20 protein-coding genes and 1 tRNA gene are annotated in these 23965 nt (G+C 40.1%); 15 read left to right on the forward strand and 6 right to left on the reverse strand.

Features of this window, described 5'->3' with window-relative positions:
- Window positions 1-45: 45 nt before the first annotated feature.
- The 10 genes from AC3KZC_RS08265 (at window position 46) to AC3KZC_RS08310 (ending at window position 8957) form a co-directional block, all read left to right on the forward strand.
- Window positions 46-2007 carry an FAD-dependent oxidoreductase gene (locus AC3KZC_RS08265; protein ID WP_490579183.1) on the forward strand — a complete coding sequence of 654 codons (1962 nt, stop codon included), beginning with the start codon at window positions 46-48 and terminating at the stop codon, window positions 2005-2007.
- Window positions 2008-2079: 72 nt separating this feature from the next.
- Window positions 2080-2760: an HvfX family Cu-binding RiPP maturation protein gene (locus AC3KZC_RS08270; RefSeq protein WP_490579182.1), complete on the forward strand. Its 681-nt coding sequence runs from the start codon at window positions 2080-2082 to the stop codon at window positions 2758-2760.
- A gap of 63 nt (window positions 2761-2823) precedes the next feature.
- Complete coding sequence (locus tag AC3KZC_RS08275) at window positions 2824-3372, forward strand: NAD(P)H nitroreductase (protein ID WP_490579181.1); 549 nt, start codon at window positions 2824-2826, stop codon at window positions 3370-3372.
- Between the two features lie 11 nt (window positions 3373-3383).
- On the forward strand, window positions 3384-4400 hold the full coding sequence (gene nagZ, locus AC3KZC_RS08280) for a beta-N-acetylhexosaminidase (protein WP_490579180.1): 1017 nt from the start codon (window positions 3384-3386) through the stop codon (window positions 4398-4400).
- Complete coding sequence (locus tag AC3KZC_RS08285) at window positions 4384-5760, forward strand: SLC13 family permease (RefSeq protein WP_490579179.1); 1377 nt, start codon at window positions 4384-4386, stop codon at window positions 5758-5760. Before nagZ ends, AC3KZC_RS08285 begins: the two co-directional genes overlap by 17 nt.
- Window positions 5761-5854: 94 nt before the next feature.
- On the forward strand, window positions 5855-6232 hold the full coding sequence (locus AC3KZC_RS08290; RefSeq protein ID WP_490579178.1) for a hypothetical protein: 378 nt from the start codon (window positions 5855-5857) through the stop codon (window positions 6230-6232).
- Between the two features lie 59 nt (window positions 6233-6291).
- Window positions 6292-6382: transfer RNA gene (locus AC3KZC_RS08295), tRNA-Ser, on the forward strand.
- Window positions 6383-6434: 52 nt separating this feature from the next.
- Window positions 6435-6824: a hypothetical protein gene (locus AC3KZC_RS08300; protein ID WP_490579177.1), complete on the forward strand. Its 390-nt coding sequence runs from the start codon at window positions 6435-6437 to the stop codon at window positions 6822-6824.
- Window positions 6825-6882: 58 nt separating this feature from the next.
- Complete coding sequence (locus tag AC3KZC_RS08305; protein WP_490579176.1) at window positions 6883-7500, forward strand: FKBP-type peptidyl-prolyl cis-trans isomerase; 618 nt, start codon at window positions 6883-6885, stop codon at window positions 7498-7500.
- A gap of 131 nt (window positions 7501-7631) precedes the next feature.
- Window positions 7632-8957 carry an IS4 family transposase gene (locus tag AC3KZC_RS08310; protein ID WP_518525921.1) on the forward strand — a complete coding sequence of 442 codons (1326 nt, stop codon included), beginning with the start codon at window positions 7632-7634 and terminating at the stop codon, window positions 8955-8957.
- A gap of 89 nt (window positions 8958-9046) precedes the next feature.
- Here the strand turns inward: AC3KZC_RS08310 and AC3KZC_RS08315 are convergent, their stop codons facing one another.
- Window positions 9047-11479 carry a TonB-dependent receptor gene (locus AC3KZC_RS08315; protein WP_490577326.1) on the reverse strand — a complete coding sequence of 811 codons (2433 nt, stop codon included), beginning with the start codon at window positions 11477-11479 and terminating at the stop codon, window positions 9047-9049.
- A 170-nt stretch (window positions 11480-11649) separates the two neighbouring features.
- Between AC3KZC_RS08315 and AC3KZC_RS08320 the strand changes: the two genes are divergently transcribed.
- Window positions 11650-12204 (forward strand): YaeQ family protein, encoded by a 555-nt coding sequence (locus AC3KZC_RS08320; RefSeq protein WP_490577327.1) that lies wholly within the window; start codon window positions 11650-11652, stop codon window positions 12202-12204.
- Between the two features lie 84 nt (window positions 12205-12288).
- On the opposite strand, the gene yfaE is transcribed toward AC3KZC_RS08320, so the two are convergent.
- The 5 genes from yfaE to ubiG all read right to left on the reverse strand — a co-directional run bounded on the left by yfaE (window position 12289) and on the right by ubiG (window position 17787).
- Window positions 12289-12552, reverse strand: coding sequence for a class I ribonucleotide reductase maintenance protein YfaE (yfaE, locus tag AC3KZC_RS08325; protein ID WP_490577328.1), 264 nt, complete (start codon window positions 12550-12552; stop codon window positions 12289-12291).
- Complete coding sequence (gene nrdB, locus AC3KZC_RS08330; protein ID WP_490577329.1) at window positions 12552-13682, reverse strand: class Ia ribonucleoside-diphosphate reductase subunit beta; 1131 nt, start codon at window positions 13680-13682, stop codon at window positions 12552-12554. Before nrdB ends, yfaE begins: the two co-directional genes overlap by 1 nt.
- 54 nt (window positions 13683-13736) lie before the next feature.
- Window positions 13737-16019, reverse strand: coding sequence for a class 1a ribonucleoside-diphosphate reductase subunit alpha (gene nrdA / locus AC3KZC_RS08335; protein ID WP_490577330.1), 2283 nt, complete (start codon window positions 16017-16019; stop codon window positions 13737-13739).
- A gap of 400 nt (window positions 16020-16419) precedes the next feature.
- Window positions 16420-17073, reverse strand: coding sequence for an HAD family hydrolase (locus tag AC3KZC_RS08340; protein WP_490577331.1), 654 nt, complete (start codon window positions 17071-17073; stop codon window positions 16420-16422).
- 6 nt (window positions 17074-17079) lie between these two features.
- Window positions 17080-17787: a bifunctional 2-polyprenyl-6-hydroxyphenol methylase/3-demethylubiquinol 3-O-methyltransferase UbiG gene (gene ubiG, locus AC3KZC_RS08345; protein ID WP_490577332.1), complete on the reverse strand. Its 708-nt coding sequence runs from the start codon at window positions 17785-17787 to the stop codon at window positions 17080-17082.
- A 154-nt stretch (window positions 17788-17941) separates the two neighbouring features.
- On the opposite strand from ubiG, the gene gyrA reads away from it, so the two are divergent.
- The 4 genes from gyrA (at window position 17942) to cmk (ending at window position 23929) form a co-directional block, all read left to right on the forward strand.
- Window positions 17942-20641, forward strand: a complete 2700-nt coding sequence (gene gyrA, locus AC3KZC_RS08350) for a DNA topoisomerase (ATP-hydrolyzing) subunit A (protein WP_490577333.1) — start codon at window positions 17942-17944, stop codon at window positions 20639-20641.
- Between the two features lie 153 nt (window positions 20642-20794).
- Window positions 20795-21877, forward strand: a complete 1083-nt coding sequence (gene serC, locus AC3KZC_RS08355; RefSeq protein ID WP_490577334.1) for a 3-phosphoserine/phosphohydroxythreonine transaminase — start codon at window positions 20795-20797, stop codon at window positions 21875-21877.
- Window positions 21877-23154: a 3-phosphoshikimate 1-carboxyvinyltransferase gene (gene aroA / locus AC3KZC_RS08360; protein WP_490577335.1), complete on the forward strand. Its 1278-nt coding sequence runs from the start codon at window positions 21877-21879 to the stop codon at window positions 23152-23154. Before serC ends, aroA begins: the two co-directional genes overlap by 1 nt.
- Window positions 23155-23248: 94 nt before the next feature.
- Window positions 23249-23929, forward strand: coding sequence for a (d)CMP kinase (gene cmk, locus AC3KZC_RS08365; protein ID WP_490577336.1), 681 nt, complete (start codon window positions 23249-23251; stop codon window positions 23927-23929).
- Window positions 23930-23965 lie beyond the last annotated feature (36 nt).

The following is a 23965-nucleotide window of genomic DNA, read 5'->3' on the forward strand; positions in this document are numbered from 1 at the left end:
CGCTAATGTTGCCAGAGGTATGACCAGTATTATTGAGGCTTATTTGTGTTAGAACAAGAATTAAAACTAAAAAATAACCATTTAAAAAATCGTTTGGTGATGGGCTCGATGCATACTGGCCTTGAAGAGGGGCTTGGTAACCTTAAAAAACTGAACGCTTTTTATCGTGCAAGAGCGCAAGGGGGCGTTGGACTTATTATTACCGGCGGTTATAGCCCAACTTTGCGTGGTAAACTCACCCCATTTTCATCCACTTTTAACGGTTGGTTTGATGTATTAAAGCATCGCTCAGTGACTAAAACCGTGCATCAAGCAGGTGCAAAGATATGCTTGCAGCTACTTCATGCTGGTCGTTATGCTTATCATCCATTTAATCAGGCACCAAGTGCAATCAAAGCACCTATTAATCCCTATAAACCAAAAGAAATGTCTAAAAGAGCGGTACTCAAGACTATCAAAAGTTTTGCCCGTTCTGCGTATTTAGCAGAGCAAGCTGGCTATGATGGCGTTGAAATCATGGGTTCAGAAGGTTATTTAATTAATGAATTTATGGCGGCTCATACTAACAAGCGTACAGATGAGTTTGGTGGGAGTAATGAAAACAGAATGCGGTTTGCAATAGAAATAGTTAAGTCGGTACGTGCTGCTGTATCGTCGAAATTTATTATTGTTTTTCGCTTATCTGTGCATGATTTAGTTGAAAATGGCTCTTCGCAAGCGGAAGTACAAGCACAAGCTAAAGCTCTTGAGTCGGCCGGCGTTGATATTTTTAATACAGGTATTGGCTGGCACGAAGCACGAGTGCCTACCATTGCTAGTATGGTGCCACAAGGTGCATTTCAAGATGCCTCGTTATTATTAAAACAAACGGTATCGGTACCGGTTATTGCTGTTAATCGGATTAATACCCCTGAGCTTGCTAATGAAATACTGCAAGCTGGTAAAGCGGATTTAATTTCAATGGCGCGGCCACTTCTTGCCGATCCGGATTTTTTTAATAAATACAGTCAGAAAAATAGTAAAAACATTAATGTCTGTATCGCGTGTAACCAAGGATGTTTAGATAACGTATTTAAAGGTAAACGTGCTACTTGTTTAGTTAATCCTCGGGCAGGGTTTGAACTTGAATACCCGCTTGATAAAACCGTTAACGCTAAAAAAGTGTTGGTAGTCGGCGCAGGCCCCGCAGGTATGGCCAGTGCCTGTTATTTAGCTGAAAAAGGCCATACGGTTACATTAATTGATCGTAGCGCGCAAATGGGCGGACAGTTTAAACTAGCAATGCAAATCCCGGGCAAAGAAGACTTTAATTACACCCTAACGTATTATCAAAGTGAACTTGAAAAACAAGGCGTTACAGTTAAATTAAATACCGACTACGATGATAAAATGGCAATAGATTTTGATGATGTGGTGTTTGCAACTGGCGTACGCCCCCGTTTAGCGCCCATAAATTGCCAAGATGGTAAACGTATTTATGCCTATGATGAAGTCATACGCGGGGAAGTACCGATTGGTCAGCGAGTGGCTATTTTAGGGGCTGGAGGCATTGGCTTCGATATGGTGGCGTTTTTGACTGAACAAAAAAATAAGTCAATCGCACAGTTTAAATCTCAATGGGGAATTGAACAAACGGCTGAACAACATCAATCGCAGTCGCAAATTTATATGCTTAAACGCAGTGCTGGCAGATTTGGTGCCGACCTTGGAAAAACAACAGGCTGGATCCATCGTGCAGTCGCTAAACAGCAAGCTGTGGTGCAACTTGAGCAGTGTAATTATTTAAGCTACTCAAACCAAGGGCTTGAAATCGAGCACAAAGGGCAGCAACAGTTTTTAGAGGTAGATACTGTAATTGCCTGTATTGGCCAAGAATCTAACAATGAGCATGCTAATCAGCACTTAGGTGAAGCTAAGTTTCATGTCATTGGTGGGGCTAAATTAGCTTCAGCCATTGATGCTAAGCGCGCAATTTTTGAAGCGCTAATGGTCGCGCGTCAGATTTAACCATTTTAAAGTGAAATTATTTTTTCACCGAGTAGGTCTTTGTTACTTCAGCAAGTATTAAAAGGTGAAAAAATGTTTCAAGTGCTTCAATCTCAGTATCAATTAATCGTGTCAAAAGTTGCACATGCAGATGGGGTTGCCCCTTTATTGCTTCGACTCATTTTAGCGCCTGTTATGATTATTGCCGGATACAGTAAACTTGGCTTGAGCACCGAATGGCACAGTATTAGTGATGCTTTGCTTGCTGATCCAAATGTGGTTGCTTGGTTTGGTAATACGCAATGGGGTTTGGGCTTACCTTTCCCTGATCTACTGGCTTTTTTAGCCGCATGGAGTGAGTTTTTAGGTGGATGGCTGTTGTTGTTTGGTTTTTTAACTCGACTTGTAACAATCCCATTGATGATCACTATGCTTGTTGCTGCAACTACGGTTCATTGGTCTCATGGTTGGTTTGCTATTACCCCACTCGATCCTAATACATCCTCAGCAAAAGTGCTGCACTGGGTTGGGTTTAATCAAGCTCAGCAAAGCCTAGACAACAGCATTCAAACCAAAAAGCGCCTTGAGATAATTCACGATATTGTTGATGAGCATGGAAATAGCGATTATTTATATCAGCATGGCCGACCTGTTATCCTTAATAATGGAATTGAGTTTTCGGCAATGTACTTTGTGATGTTATTAAGTTTATTTTTTACCGGTGGTGGGCGATACACCAGCCTTGATTATTGGCTTTTATCCAAAAGAGCCTAACTTTACGCACTGTATTTATAAATAGAAAATGTTATTCTGAAAAAAAATTTAGAATAACATTTTATGAATGCACTTGAATTATTACTAACGCGTCAATCAGATGCTCGTTTAACCACTCCAGCCCCTTCTTTAGAACAACTATCGATTATTAAACAAGCCGCTTTGCTTGCACCTGATCATGGGGCGTTAACGCCTTGGCAATTTATTGTGGTGCAAAATGAAGGGCGTGATCGTCTAGGAGAGATTTTTTATCGTTCAGCTTGTCATCACCAGCTTGATGAACGCAATCTTGAACGTGCAAAAACGCTGGCGTTACGTGCGCCTGTTGTGATTATTTGTGTCGCCAAATGTGTTGATAATGCGAAAGTCCCTCGTATTGAACAAGTTCAGTCTGCAGGATGTGCGGTATTTGCAATGCAACAAGCTGCATTTGCTCAAGGTTTAGGTGGCGTATGGCGCACAGGACACTATGCCCAATGTGATCTGATCAAAACTGAATTAGGCCTGAGTCTCGAAGATGAAATTGTTGGGTATTTGTATCTTGGCACCCCTGAAGTAAAACATGTTAAAGCGCGCAGATTAACCACCGAACAATTTTTTAGTGATTTTTAGGGATGTAAACGATGGGGCCGATATTAACAGGGATTGCAGGTTTAACTTTACAACCTGAAGAAATTGAATACTTACAACACCCTTTAGTGGGTGGCGTAATTTTGTTCAGTCGTAACTATTTTAACAATGAACAATTGTGTGCATTAACAGCGCAGATTAAAAAAATATCACCAACCTTACTTATTTGTGTTGATCACGAAGGTGGACGAGTTCAGCGATTTCGTACTGGTTTTTCGGCTATTCCTGCCATGCAGGATGCCGCTTTGTTTGGCAAGCGCTCTACCCGTCCTATTTTAGCTGATTTAGGTTTTACCTTAGCGGCTGAGTTACGTGCTCACGGCGTAGACTTTAGTTTTGCACCTGTGCTTGATTTAAATGGTATCTCACAAGTGATTACCAATCGGGCTTTTGCAAGTAGCCCAAATGACGTGATTGATGCGGCAAAACAGTTTATTAGCGGTTTACATCGTGCAGGTATGAAAAATGTGGTCAAGCATTTTCCAGGGCACGGTTCAGTGGGTCCTGACTCGCACATAGCGATGCCGGTTGATGAGCGCAGCAAGTCTGAAATCTTTCAATCTGATTTAAGCGTGTTTAAGGCACTGTTTGAGGCTGGTTGTACTGATGGCGTGATGCCGGCCCATGTGATTTATCCAGACTGTGACAGTAGACCCGCATGTTTCTCCGATTATTGGTTAAAAGAGGTGCTCAGGCATCAATTAGGTTTTAAAGGACCTGTTTTTTCGGACGATATGGGCATGCAAGGTGCTGTTCAAATGGGCGATTATGTTACGCGAACCCAATGTGCACTTGACGCAGGGTGTGATATGGCATTGTTGTGCAATGAACCTCATGGTTTATATCAGGTTTTAGATGGACTTGGTATCAACCAGTATCAAAATCATGGCCATCGCGCACTTGCATATTTGCAGTCAAAAAGCGTTAGCATGATCGAATTAAAGTCAGACGCACGCTGGCAAGCGGCTCAGTCTGTTATTGCTCAAATGGAAGATGACGGTGCAAATTAATTGGCATATCGGTTTAGGATTAGGCTTTTCAATCTTGGTATGGGCTATGGCTCAGTTTTTTGCACTATCAGATCCCATCAGTTATACCTTGGCTATTACTGCTCTAACGGGCTATTGGTGGATATCGGAAGCAATTGCAATTCCGCTTACGTCATTATTACCTTTAGTGTTGTTCCCGTTTTTTGGCGTGCTTGATCATAAAACGGCCGCCAGTGCTTTAGGTAACCACGTCATTTTACTGTTAATGGGTGCGTTTATGTTAGCAGTCGCGATTGAGCAATCTCAAGTGCATAAGCGGCTGGCCTTTAAAATTATTGATTTGATAGGTGGGAATAGTGCTCAGCGCATTGTGATGGCCATTATGGTCACTGCTGCGATTTTATCAATGTGGATTTCAAATACGGCAACGGTAGTGGCTTTGCTACCTGTGGTACTTGCGATTTGTAGTACAACAGATAATACCCGTTTTAAAATAGCTCTGTTACTTGGGCTTGCTTACGCTGCTTCGATTGGTGGGGTGGGGACGATTATTGGCACACCACCGAATGTTATATTTGCATCTGTTTATGAAAAGTTTTCAGGAAAAGAATACGGATTTTTAAACTGGATGAAAGTTGCGGTACCCATCGTCGTTATTTCAATTCCGCTGTGTGCTTTATGGTTGACCCGCAATATTAAATTAACCTCGGCGATAACGTTGCCAAAAATGGGGGCATGGCAAAAAGCAGAGTGGCGGGTATTGATTATTTTTACCTTGGTTGCACTATTATGGATTTTTCGAAAAGAGCCCTTTGGTGGTTGGTCTGGAGTATTGGGCTTTGCCGATGTTGGTGATTCGACTATCGCGTTTTTGGGGGTGATGCTAATGGCAATTACCTCAAATGGTAAGGGCGGTCGTCTTCTTGAGTGGTCAGCAGCAAAAGAAATTCCGTGGGGTATGTTGTTACTTTTCGCTGGCGGGATTTGTATTGCAAATGCGTTTGTAGCCAGCGGGCTTAGTCAGTTGATAGGTGACTATTTAACCGCGCTTGGGCAATTACCTGTACTTGCAATGCTGCTGGCGATCACACTATGCGTCTCTTTTTTAACTGAAATCACGTCAAATACAGCCACAGCAACTTTACTGATGCCAATTATCGCATCGGCTGCGATCGCACTTAATTTACCAATTGAATTATTAATGATCCCTGTTGTAATTAGTTGCTCTTGTGCATTTTGTCTACCTGTCGCGACAGCGCCTAACTCAATTGTGTTCGCCAGTGGCGAGCTCACCATTGCTGCGATGGTTAAAGAAGGTGTGTTATTAAATTTGTTATTGGCCGTCATCGTCAGTTTTACGTGTTATGTTTTATTATTTTAAGCAGGTAGACCATTAATTTGATTTTGTCAGTTTTTAATTTGTACATTTTTTGTTATGGTAGAGAAATAATAATACTAAGAACGAGGCTAGTGGGATGAATAATCTTTTTTATCGAGAAAGAGAAAACTGGTTTGTTTGGTTTTTATGGGGGCTTGTTGGCGCCTCGATAGGAATTGTCATTTCAATCTACACAAAAAATAGCTTTTTTAGTCTTTTTGCTGTAACAGGAATTATGGCTTTGTTAACCTGGAGAATGGCCAAAAGTCGACGATTCACCTTTAATCGTGCGTTTAAAGTCACTTTTATGGTTTTTTGCTGTAGCATTTCCCCCCTGATTTTCATTAATGCTTTGAGTAATGGGATTTTTGCAAACGTTGAACTAACTATGCAGATAGTGTTGGCTGCAGTAGTTGGGGTTATAGTGTGTTTAATTAGCGCGATTATTGCGAGAACACCGCCACAATATTATTAAATTAATTGTTATTGTGGCTTTACTTTAATAAAAGAAATCAGTAATATGCGCGCAACAACGGAGAGATGGCAGAGTGGTCGATTGCACCGGTCTTGAAAACCGGCATAGGTTTGTAGCCTATCTAGGGTTCAAATCCCTATCTCTCCGCCACCTCATTCCCAAAACCGCCTTCGAGGCGGTTTTTTTCGTTTAAGGATCCGGTATGAAATTTTGGTTGATTACACTGTCTAAGTGGGCTGTATTTAGCGTGTTTTTTTATCACGCATATCGAATAGTACACACGATGATCTTTGATGCGTATCCTTTAGCGCAAGAGCAGGGCCCTATATTCTGGCAAGCCAGTCTTTCATTTATCTTATTTTCAATTTTGACTGTGCACTTGATTGTAAAATATGAAAAAAATCATCCTCGATTAGGCACTTGGTTTTGTGTGTTAATTGGCTTGGGATTATTTAGCGTATTAGATAAGACAGCGAGTGTTCCAATTTCAGCTGTTCTTACTCAACCCTTTTTATTGTTTAATGCCATCTCGTTACCCATAGTGTATGAAATTATGCGTGTAATTGATTTGAAAAAGTTAACAAAACAATAAATAGCGCGAAAACTATGATAAAATCGCATCTTTAACTCAACTTTTTATAGTGGTATTTATGTCTGATAAATTTACAACTCATGCTGAGCAAGCAAGTTATGGTATTGGTTTACAAATGGGTGATCAATTAAAAGCAAATCCATTTGATGGTTTAAACCTAAACGCTGTGTTTGAAGGTATGAAAGACGCTTATACTGATGCTGATTTCCAAGTTGAAATCCCTGCAATTCAAGCTGCATTTGAACTTATTAACACTGAAATTCAAGCTCGTCTTGAAGAGCAAGCTAAAGTATTAGCTGCAGAAGGTGATGCATTTTTAGCTGATAATGCAAAACGTGCTGAAGTGACTGTTACTGCGTCTGGCTTACAATATGAAGTATTAACCGCTGGTGAAGGTGAAAAACCAACTGCAGCGTCAACGGTACGTACTCATTACCACGGTACTTTAGTAAACGGTACAGTATTTGATAGCTCTTATGAGCGTGGTCAACCTGCTGAGTTCCCAGTTGGTGGCGTGATCAAAGGCTGGACTGAAGCATTACAAATGATGGCTGTTGGTTCAAAATGGCGTTTATATGTGCCACATGATCTTGCTTATGGCGAGCGTGGTGCTGGTGCTTCTATTGCACCTTTCTCAACGTTAATTTTTGATGTTGAATTAATCGCTATCATCTAATAGTGATAAGCATTTAATAAATAAAGCCGCATTAGCGTAATGCCGATCAGTTAAGAAATATTTTACTGATCGGTTGACCGATCTTCTGTAGATGTAACAATCCGATGAGCCCACATGTCATCGGATTTTTTATGGAACTGTCAGAAGCCTTAGCACGCACCTCAATTAACCGCCTTACCGAATTTTCGTCATTAGCGGATGTCCTAGACCCCGAAATTATTCAATCGTGTTTAGCCTCTAATGGTGTGGCCACATTGCGTAAACGCAAGCTGCCTATGGATGCAATGATTTGGGCCGTGATAGGTATGTCACTTTTTCGCACTGAATCAGTCCGCCTGCTCATCAACAAGCTCGATATTGTATTACCGCAGGATGTGGATTACGTCGCACGCAGTGCCGTGACACAAGCGAGAAAGAAGCTAGGCAGTGATGTGGTTCGAGATGTATTTCATCTTTCAGCACAGAAGTGGCATGAGCGAGCTGAGCATCCCCATTGGTGTGGTCTGAACTTATTTGGTGTAGATGGCGTTGTATGGCGCACGCCCGATAGTAAAGAAAACAGCGCAGCCTTTGCCCGTACAGCGAATAAAGCCAGTGAAGCAGGCTATCCTCAGGTACGAATGGTATGTCTGATGGAGCTTAGTAGCCACTTAATTCTTGATAGTGCATTGAGTAGCGTGAGTGAAAATGAGATGACACTGGCAGCACAGCTCATAGCACGTGTACCAGATAACAGCCTAACATTGTTTGATAAAGGCTTTTACTCACTAGGCTTGTTACATGATTGGCAGCATAAAGGCATCAACACACATTGGTTATTACCGCTAAAGAAGAACGTACAGTATGAGGAAATCAAACGTCTTGGCAGGCAAGATAAACTCATCCGCCTAACCACCACACCTCAAGCGAGAAAAAAGCGACCAGAGTTGCCCTTAACAATGGACGTGCGACTTATCACCAAACTAATCAAAGGAAAAGAAGTCAAAATACTCACGTCCATGGTCGACCCTATGGCATATCCATCGGCAGAAATAGTCGACCTTTATAGCCATCGCTGGGAAATAGAGATGGGCTACCGAGAAATGAAGCAACACTTGTTGGCAAGTAGGTTTACGTTAAGAAGCAACTTACCAGAGCTCATTAGACAGGAGTTATGGGGGGTGCTGTTGGCGTACAACTTAATCCGCTATAAGATGGTCCTGATGGCGAAGTCGCTCAAGAGTGTTTTCCCAAACCAACTAAGCTTTAGAGATGCCTCATCACACATCATCCATAAGCTGACTATGATGCCAATTTATGCGCCCGGTAATGTCCCCGGACAGATATTGGAAATAGAAAGAAATGCCAGTCAATTTAAGCTAGAGGGAAAACGAGAACGAAGTTACCCAAGAACACTAAAAGTATCGAAAAACCGCTACCCTGTGGCTAAAAATAAAAAAGCCGCTCACCTTAAGTGAACGGCATTACGCATTAGCGGCTTTTTTATTGGGTGTTTGTTAACTATACAACAGTGCCAAAATGAGTGGCACTGCTGTCAGCGTTTAGCTTAGAAGAACGCTCGGATCCCGACTGCAATATTACGACCTGGTAATGGCGCAATTTCTTTAATAAACGAGCTGTGTACAAAAGCAAGTTCATTGGTCAGATTATTGGCTTTTAAGTAAACCGAGCTATCAACAGAGGCTAAGTTGAACTGATAACTGACAGCGGCATCAAGTAGAGTATATCCCGCTGTACTTGTTTCGTTAAAGGCGATTTTATTCTGCGCAAAATAGCGAGTTGCTGTTGCTGAAACATCAAAATGAGCGATTTCCCAATTGATAGTTGTGCCTAATTTATTAGCAGGTACACGAGGGAGGTAATTTTTATCTTCAAGTGTAATACGACTATTGTCACCAAATAATTTCACAGTCAATTCATCTGTTATAGAATAATGCAAATCAAATTCAACACCGTATAAGGTGGCATCTTGACTTGTGAATTGATAAACCGGTGCGCTCTCTTCATCGGCCATTGCGGCATGAACAAGTTCATGATCGTGTTGATCAAAAACAAAATCAGTAGCTTGTTGGAAATAGAAATTGTTAACTCGGTTATAATACAAGTTAATGGTAAACCCGAGGTCATCCGAATATTTTCTAAAGCTGATGTCTAGGTTATTTGCTGTTTCTTGTTTGATATTTTCAGGCTCAAAATGGACTTCACCTTCTTCAATCACATAACCTAAACCTAAATCGTATGTACCTGTTGAAATATGCAGGCCATTTGATAATAGTTCAGCCGCTGAAGGTGCTCGCTCAGAGTGAGTTACATTTACTGAAGTTGAGTAACCTGAACCAATGTCCCAGACTAGCCCCGTTGAAAGGCTGATGTTATTGAATGATTCAAGATAACTTGAAGTGTCGTGGTGATCGTCTTCATCATGGCTATGGCCAGTATCAATATCTGATGATTCTAACTCATACTTTTCAACTCGAGCACCAAGTTCTAGTGTTACGCCACCAAATTTACGCTCTTCTAATAAAAAGAGGCCATGCTGACGTGCTTCGGTTGAAGGTGTAAATGCTTCGTCGCCTAGAGCTTGATAATCAGAATAATAGTAATGATATCCAACAACACCATGCCATTGACCTAAGGTATGTTCGACTGAGAAACGTGCTTCTTGGCTGTCATTTTTAAAGGTAGTACCAATCTGGCCATCTTCAATTTCAGCATGTTGATATTGAGTGTAACCTAAACGAGCTTCAATTTTTTCGACGATGTTATTATGTGGAGTCCACGCCATCAGAGCTTGCCAGCGATCTTGTTCTAAAAGCGCATAAACATGGTGTTCTTCTTCAGTGGCAGTATCATGCTGGTCATGGTCATGGTCATGGTCATGGTCATGGTCATGGTCATGGTCTTCGTGAGCATGTTCATGCCCCGGGATCCCATATTCTGTATTGATGTTTCCATATGATAAACCAACGGTAAAATGCTCTGACACATAGCTAGCGCCAATGTCGATAACTGTTGAGTCGATAAAAGTATTTTCAATTTTTTTAACTATTTCATGTTCTGCTTCATTAGCATGTTCTTCATGTTCTTCATGTTCTTCATGTTCTTCATGTTCTTCATGTTCTTCATGTTCTTCAACATGCATCGCAGGGATTTTATAATCATCAGATTGTCTTTTTAGACCATTGATGTTGAGGTTAAATCCATTATCACCACCGGCTAAATTAAATGCAGCTGTTTTGCCATTTGATACGCTGTCGTATTTTAGCTCAACCGCGCCTTCTAACTGAGTGAGTTGATCGGTTGGAATACGTTGGTCAACAACGTTTACGACACCACCAATTGCACCAGATCCATACAATAAAGTCGCAGGGCCTCGTAGAACTTCGATTTGTTGAGCTGTTAGTGACTCATTCGTTGTCGCATGATCGGCACCAATACGCGATGCATCGCTACTGTCTAGACCATTTTGTAATACTTTAACACGTGGGCCATCTAGACCTCGGATGATTGGAGACGATGACACTGGACTAAAATAGGTGGCATTAATACCAGGCAGACCTTTTAACGTTTCACCTAATGTTGCCTGAGCACTATTTCTTAAGTCATCACCAGCAAGAACGGTCACAGGGGAGGCCATATCCATATTTGTTTTATGTAAACCAGAGGCAAACACAGTTACTGTCTCGATGGATGACTTCGACAATGTTACGGCCAGTGCCGTTTGTTGTGCGGTAACAGCAATGCGTTGGTCGATATAATTATCTTTAGAGATATGGATTTGGCCATCATTATCAATAACAAGGCTAAAGTCGCCATTTTCGTCACTATAAACAGCTTTATCTTTACCGTGAATATGAATACTGGCCGCGTTTATAGGCTGATTGTTTTTATCAACAATTTTACCTGAGATTGTCGCTGCATGCGCAGAGCTTAGGCTTAAACTGGCAAGAATGGTCGAATATAATACTGAATACTTCATAATATCATCTTAAAGGAACGTAATTGAGATAGTGTAACATTACATTTTAGGGTGGATCAATAACTGTGATGCTATAACATTTTTAATTCATCGAATGAGCTCGATAATGTTACTCATTACATTGAAATTAACAGCTATACTTTAGGGACTTAGTCTACGAGTTTTATTGTATGGCGAATAAACAAATGGTATTTAAAGCTCATTTAGATGTAGCTGATCTTAATCATCATCGATATGAACATAAAGATGTGACAGTGGCTTTGTTACCAAGGGAGGACCTTGAGCATTTTCTATTAAAGCTAATTGGCTTTTGTTTATTACCGCTTCATAGTGCAGCTTGGTCAAAAAATAATGATAATCCAATTCATCCTGACTTATCACTTAAAGATGAGTTTAATCGATATATATTATGGATAGAAGTCGGATCACCAAGCCAAAAAAGACTAGAGCGAGCAATGCAGCAAGCAGAACAAGTTATTGTTATCACGCTTAAAAATTCGACGTGGTTAACCGATAATGAAGCTTATCTTAGTCGAAAACATATTAAGCTATTAGCGATAGATACACAGTTTCTTAATAACTTAAGCCAAGATATGACACAGCGTTTTGATTGGTCTGTCGTTGTTGAGCAAAATACGTTAACGATAACGAATAATCAGGGTTTTTATGAAACGAACTTTACAGAGGAGGTCGCGCTTAATTACCTAAGCTCAGAGCCGCACTAATCTTTAAAATTTTAGAGTAGTATCGCGTGATATTATCGTTCTAAATCAACTTGGTTGACTTCAATTTTATGCTCGCTAAAGAAGTTAAAAATGCGGCAATGTCAGGTCTATATCTTCAAGTGGCTTTGAGCAACATAATAAAATTTCACCTTTTCGAATAAACGCTAAAGGTTCTTGCAAATATTCAACACTGCCTGAATTTAAAGTACAGCGACATGCGCCGCAGTAACCTTCACGACATTGATATTGGACAGGAATATTATTGTGTTCAAGATGTTCTAATAAAGTGAGGCGATCAGAACCATAATCAAGGTTCTGATCAGTATTACGGATAAATACTTGCTTCATTACAAGTCAAAGTCACCAAAGTCTGAGGCTTCAACTTGAGAATCAATCTGACCAACAAGGTAAGAGCTGATCTCGGCTTCTTGTGGTGCAACTTGTACATTATCTGAAACTAACCATGAGTTTATCCATGGAATAGGATTACTTGTAATAGGATATTGTTGCGGTAAACCAATCGCGGACATACGAACATTGGTAATATATTCAACATATTGACACAAAATATCTTTATTCAAACCAATCATTGACCCATCTTTGAATAAATACTGAGCCCATTCTTTTTCTTGCTCTGCAGCCGTTTTAAACATCTCAATTGATTCTTCACGCAGTTGCGCTGCAATAATAGACATTTCAGGATCATCGTTACCTTCTTGCATAATATTGAGCATGTGCTGAGTACCAGAAAGATGGAGCGCTTCATCACGTGCGATTAATTTGATAATTTTGGCATTGCCTTCCATTAATTCGCGTTCAGCAAAAGCAAAAGAGCAGGCGAAACTAACGTAAAAACGGATGGCTTCAAGAATATTAACCGACATGATTGCACGGTATAATTTCTTTTTTAGATCAAATAAATTAATCACAACGGTGCTATCGTTAATTTGATGCTTACCTTCGCCATATAAATTATAGATTGAAGTATATTCAATCAAATCATCATAATAACGAGTTACTTCATCGGCACGTTCAATGATTTTGTCATTGTTAACGATGTCATCAAAAATGAGTTCAGGTTGTTTAGTGACGTTACGAATAATATGCGTATATGAACGGCTATGAATAGTCTCACTGAATGACCACGTTTCTATCCATGTTTCAAGTTCAGGTAGTGATACTATCGGTAACAGCGCAATATTAGGTGAACGCCCTTGGATACTGTCTAATAATGTTTGATATTTAAGGTTACTTAAGAAGATATGTTTTTCATGATCGGGTAGATTTTCGAAATCGACACGGTCTTTACTTACATCAACTTCTTCTGGACGCCAAAAAAATGAAAGTTGCTTTTCAATTAATTTTTCGAAAATAGGGTGCTTTTGTTGATCGTATCGTGACACATTGACAGTTTGGCCAAAAAACATCGGTTCTTTTAATTGGTCGTTATGATTACGGCTAAAAGTTGAATAAGACATAGTAACTCTCAAAGACAAACAGAAAATGGGCAAGAAAAGCTTGCCCAATAGTTTTTATATTTTACACGCGCCACCGGCGCAATCGTCGTCAGAATCAGCAACGATTTCGTTTTGCGCATCAGAAGCACCATCGCGCGTATTATGATAATAAAGGGTTTTAACACCAAATTTGTATGCTGTTAATAAATCTTTCAATAACAACTTCATTGGTACCTTACCACCTTCAAATTTACCTGGATCATAATTGGTATTGGCAGACACCGTTTGATCAATGAATTTCTGCATAATACCGACTAGCTGCAAGTAGCCATCATTTGATGGGATATCCCATAATAATTCATATTGATCTTTGAGTCTTTCATATTCAGGTACTACCTGTTTTAAGATCCCATCTTTACTTGCTTTAACACTCACATGACCACGCGGTGGCTCAATACCGTTGGTTGCATTAGAGATTTGTGACGATGTCTCTGAAGGCATTAATGCAGATAAAGTAGAATTACGCATACCATATTGTTTAATGCTTTCACGAAGACCATCCCAATCTAAACGCAGTGGTTCAGAACAGATTTGATCTAAATCTTTTTTGTAAGTATCAATAGGCATTAAACCTTGAGAATAGGTTGTCTCATGGAATTTAGGGCAAGCACCTTTTTCTTTGGCAAGTTCATTCGACGCTTTCATTAGATAATATTGAATAGCTTCGAATGTTTGATGAGTTAATGCATTAGCACTACCATCAGAATATTTTTTACCATTTTTTGCCAGATAATATGCATAATTGACCACACCGACACCTAGCGTACGACGGTTCATTGTCGCATTTTTGGCCGCTGGAACCGGATAATCTTGGTAGTCTAATAGATTATCTAACGCACGTACTGCAAGCTCTGCTAACTCTTCTAACTCATCAAGTGACTCAATTGCACCTAAGTTAAAGGCTGATAAGGTACATAAGGCAATTTCACCTTCTTCATCCATCACATGTTTAAGTGGTTTTGTTGGAAGGGCGATTTCCAAACAAAGATTTGATTGGCGAATTGGCGCAACTTTTGAATCAAAAGGGCTGTGAGTATTACAGTGGTCAACATTTTGCAGATAAATTCGGCCTGTACTGGCGCGCTCTTGAGCAAACATTGAAAATAATTCAATAGCCTTAATGCGTTTTTTACGAATAGACGGATCTTGCTCATATTGAACATATAAACTTTCAAATAAACTCTGATCTTCAAAAAAAGCATCATATAACCCAGGCACATCGGATGGGCTAAATAAGGTAATGTAATCATCTTTAATTAAACGGCTGTACATTACTTTGTTGAATTGAACACCATAATCAAGATGGCGAACTCGGTTATCTTCAACACCACGGTTGTTTTTAAGCACGAGTAAGTTTTCAACCTCTAAGTGCCACAACGGGTAAAATAGCGTAGCCGCACCGCCGCGAACACCACCTTGTGAACAACTTTTAACAGCTGTTTGAAAGTGCTTATAAAAAGGGATACAGCCAGTATGATACGCTTCGCCATTGCGAATTGGGCTACCAAGCGCACGAATTCGACCCGCATTAATCCCAATACCTGCACGTTGGCTGACATATTTTACAATGGCAGAAGAAGTCGCATTGATTGAATCTAAGCTATCACCACATTCAATCAGTACACATGAACTGAATTGACGAGTAGGCGTACGCACACCCGCCATAATTGGCGTAGGTAATGAGATTTTAAATTGTGATACGGCATCGTAAAAACGCTTGATGTAATCTAAACGAATTGATTTTGGATATTTAGAAAATAAGCTCGCTGCAACTAAAATATATAAAAACTGCGCACTTTCATAAATTTCGCCGGTTACACGGTTTTGAACTAAATATTTACCTTCAAGCTGCTTTACTGCCGCATAACTAAAAGTAAGATCGCGGTTATGATCAAGTACTTCATCAAGTTGCTCTAGTTCAGCTTTGCTATAGTCTGCCAATAAATGTGCGTCATAACGGTTATCTTCAACCATTTTTACAACATGATCATACAAGCGTGGTGGCTCAAATTGGCCGTACGCTTTTTTGCGTAAATGGAAAATGGCTAAACGAGCGGCTAAAAATTGGTAATCAGGCGACTCTTTCGAAATCTGATCCGCAGCTGCTTTGATGATGGTCTCATGGATATCTTCAGTACGGATCCCATCATAAAACTGGATATGAGATTTTAGTTCTACTTGTGAGACTGAAACATTATTAAGTCCCTTTGCTGCCCATTCAATGACACGGTGGATCTTGTCCAAATCGAGCAATTCCTTGCGACCGTCTCTTTTACTCACAGATAGTTTTTTTGTCATATTTATGCCTGTATTTCCTAGGGTGTTAGCGAAATTTATTGTTTTATTTTTAGGCGAGTGGCCTGAATATTAATGTTGTGCCGAAGTGGTTAGCTTTTAAACACTATATATGGGGGCAACTTAATTATGGATCACAAGATAGAGTGGTATGATTTTATTTGCAAGGGACAGAATTGGGAGTATTTGTGGATAAGTTGGCGATAAAGACAAAAGGTTAGTTGCTACTAACCTTTTGTCTTTTGATTCATTAGAAATAATTAAAAATCAACAAATGATCCGAAATTAAAAATTATTTATTATTTTTTGTCTTTTCGCGTATTTTTAGCACAGAAAAAAGAGAGAAACCTTATACTTGAAGAATAAATAAACTATATGTAGTGGTTCCTGGCGTGTAAAAACACTATATGTAGTTGCTTAGTTGTTGAGCATTAGCGCATATAATATCAGCATTCCAGCTTAAAATATCATCTGAGGGTGCGATGTAACCCCACTTAGCGATAGCTGTTTTCATCTTAGCAGCTTGGCCTGCTTCAATATCCCTTTTGGCATCTCCAACATATAAACCTTGCGTTGGCTCAATCCCTAACTGTGATAAACCGTGCAAAATGGGTTCAGGGTGAGGCTTAGCAACACTGAGTGTATCGCCACACACAATCGCTTTGCTTTGCGATAACAAATTAAAGTGCTCAAGTAACGGCAAGGTTAGAAATGTTGGTTTGTTAGTGACAATCCCCCAAGGTATATCCTGGCAATTGAGTCTCGTTAATAGATCTTCTATGCCTGGATAATAACAGGATGTTGCTGCGATATTTGCTAAGTAATGGTCTAAAAACTGTTGTTGCAGTGCTTTGTGATTCAAAAAAGACCAGTCTTTTTCACCAAATCCTGCTTTTAGCATGGCTAAACTGCCATTAGATGCTTCAAGTACATAGTCTACTCGTTTCAACGGTACTCGGTTATGTGTGAATAGAACCGCATTAAGTGCAGCGCCTAAATCATCAGCCGTGTCTAATAATGTGCCATCTAAATCAAACAGTACCGCTTTAAAATTCATAGATTGTTATACCTTTTCAAAATAGAGAATGTAATTGACACTGACATCTGAACCAAGACTGTATTGCCCAGAAAGAGGGTTATAACTTAATCCCTTACTTGCACGCACTTTTAAATCATATTTTTCAGCCCAGCTTATTAATTGAGCAGGTCGGATAAACTTTTGATGATCGTGTGTACCATTTGGTACCATTTTTAAGATTTTTTCAGCGCCTACAATGGCAAATAAGTACGATTTAAACGTTTTATTTAGAGTTGAAAAAAATACTTGTGCACCTGGTTTGGCTAATTGGGCAACTGATTGAATGATGGATTCAGGATCGGGCACATGTTCGAGCATTTCCATACATGTAATGACATCGAAACTTGCTGGATACAGAGTGGCAAAATCTTCTGCAGTCGTTTGCACATAGTCTACTTTAACCCCTGTTTCTAAACTGTGTAGTTTGGCGACATTAAGCGGCTCTTGACCCATGTCGATCCCTGTGACGCTTGCTCCCATTCTAGCCATGCTTTCACTTAAAATCCCACCGCCACAACCAACATCTAAGGTTTTTTTATCAAATAACCCCGCAGTATGACTCATGATAAAATCGAGGCGAAGGGGGTTGATTTCATGCAGAGGTTTAAAATCTCCAGTGAGATCCCACCAGTGTTGTGCCACGGCTTCAAATTTGGCAATTTCTTGTTGATCTACATTTTGATGTACGGTCATAAAAAGCTTCCTAGTTAATCTGAGCGCATTATAAAGGGGTAAATTACAAATTCACAAAGATTTACGCCCTGTAAATTATTTAATTATGTGGTAGCATGTTACCGACAACAATAATGATTAACAATTTTTAGTCGACTGAAGGAAGTGAAATCAAATGACTGATCGCGCCAATGAAATCCTTCCAGTTAATATTGAAGACGAACTAAAGAACTCTTACCTTGATTATGCAATGAGCGTAATCGTAGGACGTGCTTTACCTGATGTTCGTGATGGCTTAAAGCCTGTTCATCGTCGTGTTTTATTTGCGATGAATGAACTCAAGAATGATTGGAACAAACCTTATAAAAAATCTGCACGTGTCGTCGGTGACGTAATCGGTAAATATCACCCACATGGTGATAGCGCAGTGTACGATACCATCGTTCGTATGGCCCAGCCTTTTTCGCTACGTTACATGCTAGTTGATGGCCAAGGAAACTTTGGTTCGGTTGATGGCGATTCTGCAGCGGCAATGCGTTATACCGAAATCCGTATGGCGCGTGTTTCTCATGAGCTATTAGCTGATTTAGAAAAAGAAACGGTCGATTATGTTGATAACTACGATGGTACTGAAAAAATTCCAGCTGTATTACCAACAAAAATACCAAATTTGCTTGTTAATGGTGCTTCGGGCATCGCGGTTGGTATGGCAACGAACATTCCACCGCATAATTTAAATGAAGTCATTAATGGTTGTTTGGCGTTAATCAATAACCCAGATATCACCATTGATGAGCTGATTGATTATATTCCGGGTCCTGATTTCCCAACCGCTGCAATTATTAGTGGTAAAAAAGGCATTGAACAAGCCTACAAAACAGGTCGTGGCAAAGTTTATATCCGTGCAAAAGCAGAAGTAGAAACGGATGAACGTGGTAAAGAAACGATTATTGTTCATGAGTTACCGTATCAAGTTAATAAAGCACGTTTAATCGAAAAAATTGCTGAATTAGTTAAAGACAAAAAAATTGAAGGGATCAGTGCATTACGTGACGAGTCTGATAAAGATGGTATGCGTATTGTGGTTGAAATCAAACGTGGTGAAGTGGGTGAGGTTGTTTTAAACAACTTATATGCACAAACATCAATGCAAACCGTATTTGGTATGAATATGGTTGCACTCGATAATGGTCAACCTAAGTTACTTAACTTAAAAGAAATGCTGCATGCGTTTGTGGTTCATCGTCGCGAAGTTGTAACACGCCGTACCGTATTTGATTTACGTAAAGCGCGCGATCGTGCCCATACGCTTGAAGGGTTAGCGATTGCGCTTGCGAATATCGATCCGATTATTGAATTGATCCGCCGCTCGCCTACACCTGCTGAAGCAAAAGAAGCGCTTATTGCTCGTCCGTGGGATTTAGGTCATGTTAAATCAATGCTTGAACGCACAGGCGAAAACAATGTTGCCCGCCCTGAGTGGTTAGATGCAGAGCTCGGCATTCGTGATGGTCAATATTACTTATCACCGCAACAAGCTCAAGCCATTCTTGAATTACGTTTACACCGCTTAACGGGTTTAGAGCACGAGAAAATTTTAGCTGAGTATCAAGAGCTACTTGATTTAATCGCTGAGCTATTACACATATTGTCATCGCCTGAGCGTTTACTTGAAGTTATTCGCGAAGAACTGGTACTTGCAAAAGAGCAATATGGTGATGAGCGTCGTACAGTCATTACTGCTGCTGCGCATGACATTAGTTTAGAAGACCTCATTAATGAAGAAGATGTGGTTGTGACGCTTTCGCATGAAGGGTATGTGAAATATCAACCGCTAAGTGATTACGAAGCGCAGCGCCGTGGTGGAAAGGGCAAATCAGCAACTAAAATGAAAGATGAAGATTTCATTGAGCGTTTATTGGTTGCTAATACTCACGATACGATTTTATGTTTCTCAACAGCTGGCCGTTTATATTGGTTAAAAGTATATCAATTACCTTTAGCAAGCCGTGCTGCACGTGGTAAGCCGATAATTAACCTATTACCACTTGAAGCAAACGAGCGTATTACGGCTATTTTACCTGTGCGTGAATATGAAGAAAATAAATACATCTTTATGGCCACTGCGTTCGGTACGGTGAAGAAAACACCATTAACTGCTTATAGCCGCCAACGTTCAAGTGGCATTATTGCTGTAAATTTGAATGAAGGTGATAGCTTAATAGGTGTAGACATCACAGATGGCACTAACGAAATTATGTTATTCTCTGATGCTGGTAAAGTGGTACGTTTTAAAGAGTCTGAAGAAAGTGAAGTACTTGATGAAAACGGCAATCCAGTTTTAGATGAAAACGGACAACCTGAAATTAAGTTCAAAGGTGTTCGCCCAATGGGTCGAACAGCAACGGGTGTACGTGGTATCAAAATGGGCGAAGATCAACGCGTAGTCTCACTCATTGTGCCTAAAAATGAAGGTTCTATCTTAACGGTAACTGAAAATGGTTATGGTAAGCGAACTAACTTAGAAGATTACCCATCGAAGAGTCGTGCGACTCAAGGTGTGGTTTCAATCAAAGTAAGTGAACGTAATGGTAAAGTGGTAGGTGCTGTCCAAGTACTCGAAAATGATGAAATTATGTTGATTTCTAATCGAGGTACTTTAGTACGAACCCGAGTACAAGAAGTATCGACTGTAGGGCGAAATACCCAAGGTGTTATTTTAATACGTACTATTGACGAAGAGCTAGTAGTTGGTTTACAACGTATCGATGAGATTGAAGAAACTGAATATTTCGAAGAAGTAGAAACAACTTCTGAAGATTCACCTTCAGTAGAAACTCCCGATAACGCGGCCGAAATACCAACGGCTGAGTAATTAAAAAAAGCGGCGAAAGCCGCTTTTTTTAACAACAAAAAACCAGTTGTTATCACTCAAAAATGTCAGTGTTATGCAAATATATTACGCTTTGCAGACAATGTACTGTTTTGAATCATAACAATTTAAATATAAACAATGAGGGAGAGGGGAATGAGTGTTTATAATTTTTGTGCAGGTCCTGCGACTTTGCCACCAGAGGTGATGAAAAAAGCACAATCTGAGTTCTTAAACTGGCAGGATATGGGCGTTTCTGTGATGGAGATTAGCCATCGCAGCGAACCTTTTTTAGCTGTTGCAGCCCAAAGTGAAGAGCGGTTACGTCGGTTGATGAATATCCCTGAAGACTATGCTGTATTGTTTATGCATGGTGGTGGCCGAGGTCAATTCTCTGCAGTACCATTAAATTTGCACATTGAGGGTAAAGCCGCTGTTTATTGTAATAGTGGCGTGTGGTCTCAAGGTGCGCTCGACGAAGCGAATAAATTTATAGAAACAGTAAATATTAATATTCGTAAAGACAGTGGAACTGGTTTTGATGTTATTCCGGTGAGTGAATGGCATTTACCCGTTGATGCTTCGTATGTGCATTTTTGCCCTAACGAAACGATAGATGGGGTTGAGTTATTTGGTGTGCCTAAGCACCCAAGTGCTCCCATTGTTGCTGATATGTCCTCAAATATATTATCTCGAGAAATCGATGTTACCGAATTTGATTTAATTTATGCAGGTGCGCAAAAAAATATTGGGCCATCGGGTTTAACCATAGTGATCATTAAAAAATCATTGTTAGCACGTAAAGGTTTACCTCGTCCTGGTATCTTAGATTATGCCCTTGAACATAAGCAGGGCAGTATGTTTAACACGCCACCAACTTTTGCTTGGTATCTTGCAAATGAAGTATTTGCATGGATTGAGGCTCAAGGTGGCGTAAAAGCAATAGAAGCAGTGAATAAGCAAAAAGCCGCATTATTGTATGATTATATTGATCAAAGTGATTTTTACTCTAACAAAGTAGCGAAGCATTGTCGCTCTCTAATGAATGTGCCTTTTTGGTTAAACAATGAAAAATTGAATGATTTGTTTTTAAAGCAAGCCACTCAAGCAGGCTTGTTAGCACTAGAAGGGCACCGTTCTGTTGGAGGTATGCGTGCGAGTATCTACAACGCTTTACCACTTGAAGGCGTTCAAGCATTAGTGAGTTTTATGGCTACATTTGCAAAGGAAAATAGCTAATGGAATCACTACTATTAAAAGCGATTAAAAACGTTGGTGGGAGTATTACATTACCGGGCTCTAAGAGTTTATCAAATCGAATTTTACTGCTTGCAGCGTTATGCGACGGAGTAACTCAAGTTGATAATTTACTTGAAAGTGATGATATTCAACGCATGCTTGAGGCACTTCACTTGCTAGGTATCAAAGTTGAGCTCAATGAGACAAAGACGACCGCGTTAGTTCATGGTAATGGTGGCCAATTTACTCAACCGGCTAGCCCATTATTTTTAGGTAATGCTGGCACCGCATTTCGCCCGTTAACAGCTGTACTTGCAGCATCTAAAATTAGAACTGAGCTCACCGGTGAGCCACGAATGAACGAAAGGCCGATTGGCCACTTAGTGGATGCCCTTGATGCGTTAGGCGCAAACATTACCTACCTTGAGAACAAAGATTACCCACCGCTTCAAATACATGGTCAACTTATTCAGGGTGGCGACGTTGAAATTGATGGCAGTATTTCAAGTCAATTCTTAACTGCATTACTGATGGCCGCGCCACTTTTTGCTGGTAATACTAGCATCAAAATTAAAGGGGAGTTGGTATCAAAACCGTATATTGATATTACTTTAAATGTCATGAAGCGTTTTGGTGTAGTTGTTACTAATGATAATTATCAAACGTTTATTATCGAAAAAGGTCAACACTACCAATCACCCGGCCAAATAATGGTTGAGGGTGATGCATCATCTGCCTCTTATTTTATTGCAGCAGCAGCAATTAATGGAGGCTGCGTTGAAATCAATGGCGTTGGTAAAAGTAGTGTGCAAGGTGATATTGCATTTGCTGATGTGATGGAACAAGCCGGTGCAAAAATTACTTGGTATGACAATAAGATTGTGGTTGAAAAGGGTCAATTAAAAGGTATTGATTTTGATGCAAATGCTATCCCTGACGCAGCTATGACAATGGCAACGGTCGCTTTATTTGCAAAAGGTAAAACGGCAATCCGTAATATTTATAATTGGCGCGTAAAAGAAACTGACCGACTGAATGCGATGGCAACAGAGCTACGTAAAGTGGGAGCAACTGTGGTTGAAGGGCACGATTATATCGAAATCACGCCACCCGATACCATCGAGTTTGCAACTATAGATACGTATAATGATCATCGAATAGCGATGTGTTTTTCGATGGTTGCAGTAGGGGGACATGATATTATAATTAACGATCCCAAGTGTACTCATAAAACATTTCCTACTTATTTTGAGACCTTAGCAACAATTAGTAATTAATTTTATTTAGAAAATTGTATGAAAAGAGCGATAAATTTTACTTTATCGCTTATAATGCGCCCGACAATTTTTGTATGCATTGGTGGAGGTTTAAATGCAGGCAATAGAACCGGTGATCACAGTAGATGGTCCAAGCGGCTCTGGTAAAGGGACTGTCTGTCGTTTGTTAGCGAATAAGCTAGGCTGGGACGTGTTAGATAGTGGTGCAATTTATCGAGTGCTGGCTTTAGCCGCAATTCATCATCAAATAGCAGATTCAGATGAAACTGCACTTGTACCATTAGCTGCCAACTTGGATGTACAATTTCTCATTGATGCCGAAAAAGGAATAGGAAGAATTATTCTTGAAGGCGAAGATGTCACGAAACGTATTCGTAATGAACAAGTGGGTGGTGTGGCATCTAAAGTAGCTGCTCTACCGCGTGTACGCGAAGCACTATTAAGACGTCAGCGTGCCTTTCGAAGCAATAAAGGCCTAATTGCTGATGGTCGCGATATGGGAACTGTTGTGTTTCCGGATGCTAAATTAAAGATCTATTTAACCGCTTCAGCTGAAGAAAGGGCTAATCGCCGTTTTAACGAGTTGAAGGATTCGGGTCTTGATGTTAAAATCGAGGACTTGCTGTATGATATTCAGGCTCGTGATGAACGAGATATGAATCGCAGTGTAGCACCATTAGTGCCTGCAGCAGATGCGATTACTGTTGACACTACGTTGCTAAATGCAGAGCAAGTGTTTAACAAAATATATGATTTATATAAAAAATCACTTTAATCTACCTACAGCGGACATAAAGGATTGTGGACGCTA

The sequence above is a fragment of the Pseudoalteromonas sp. J2K-J031 genome, assembly GCF_058197095.2.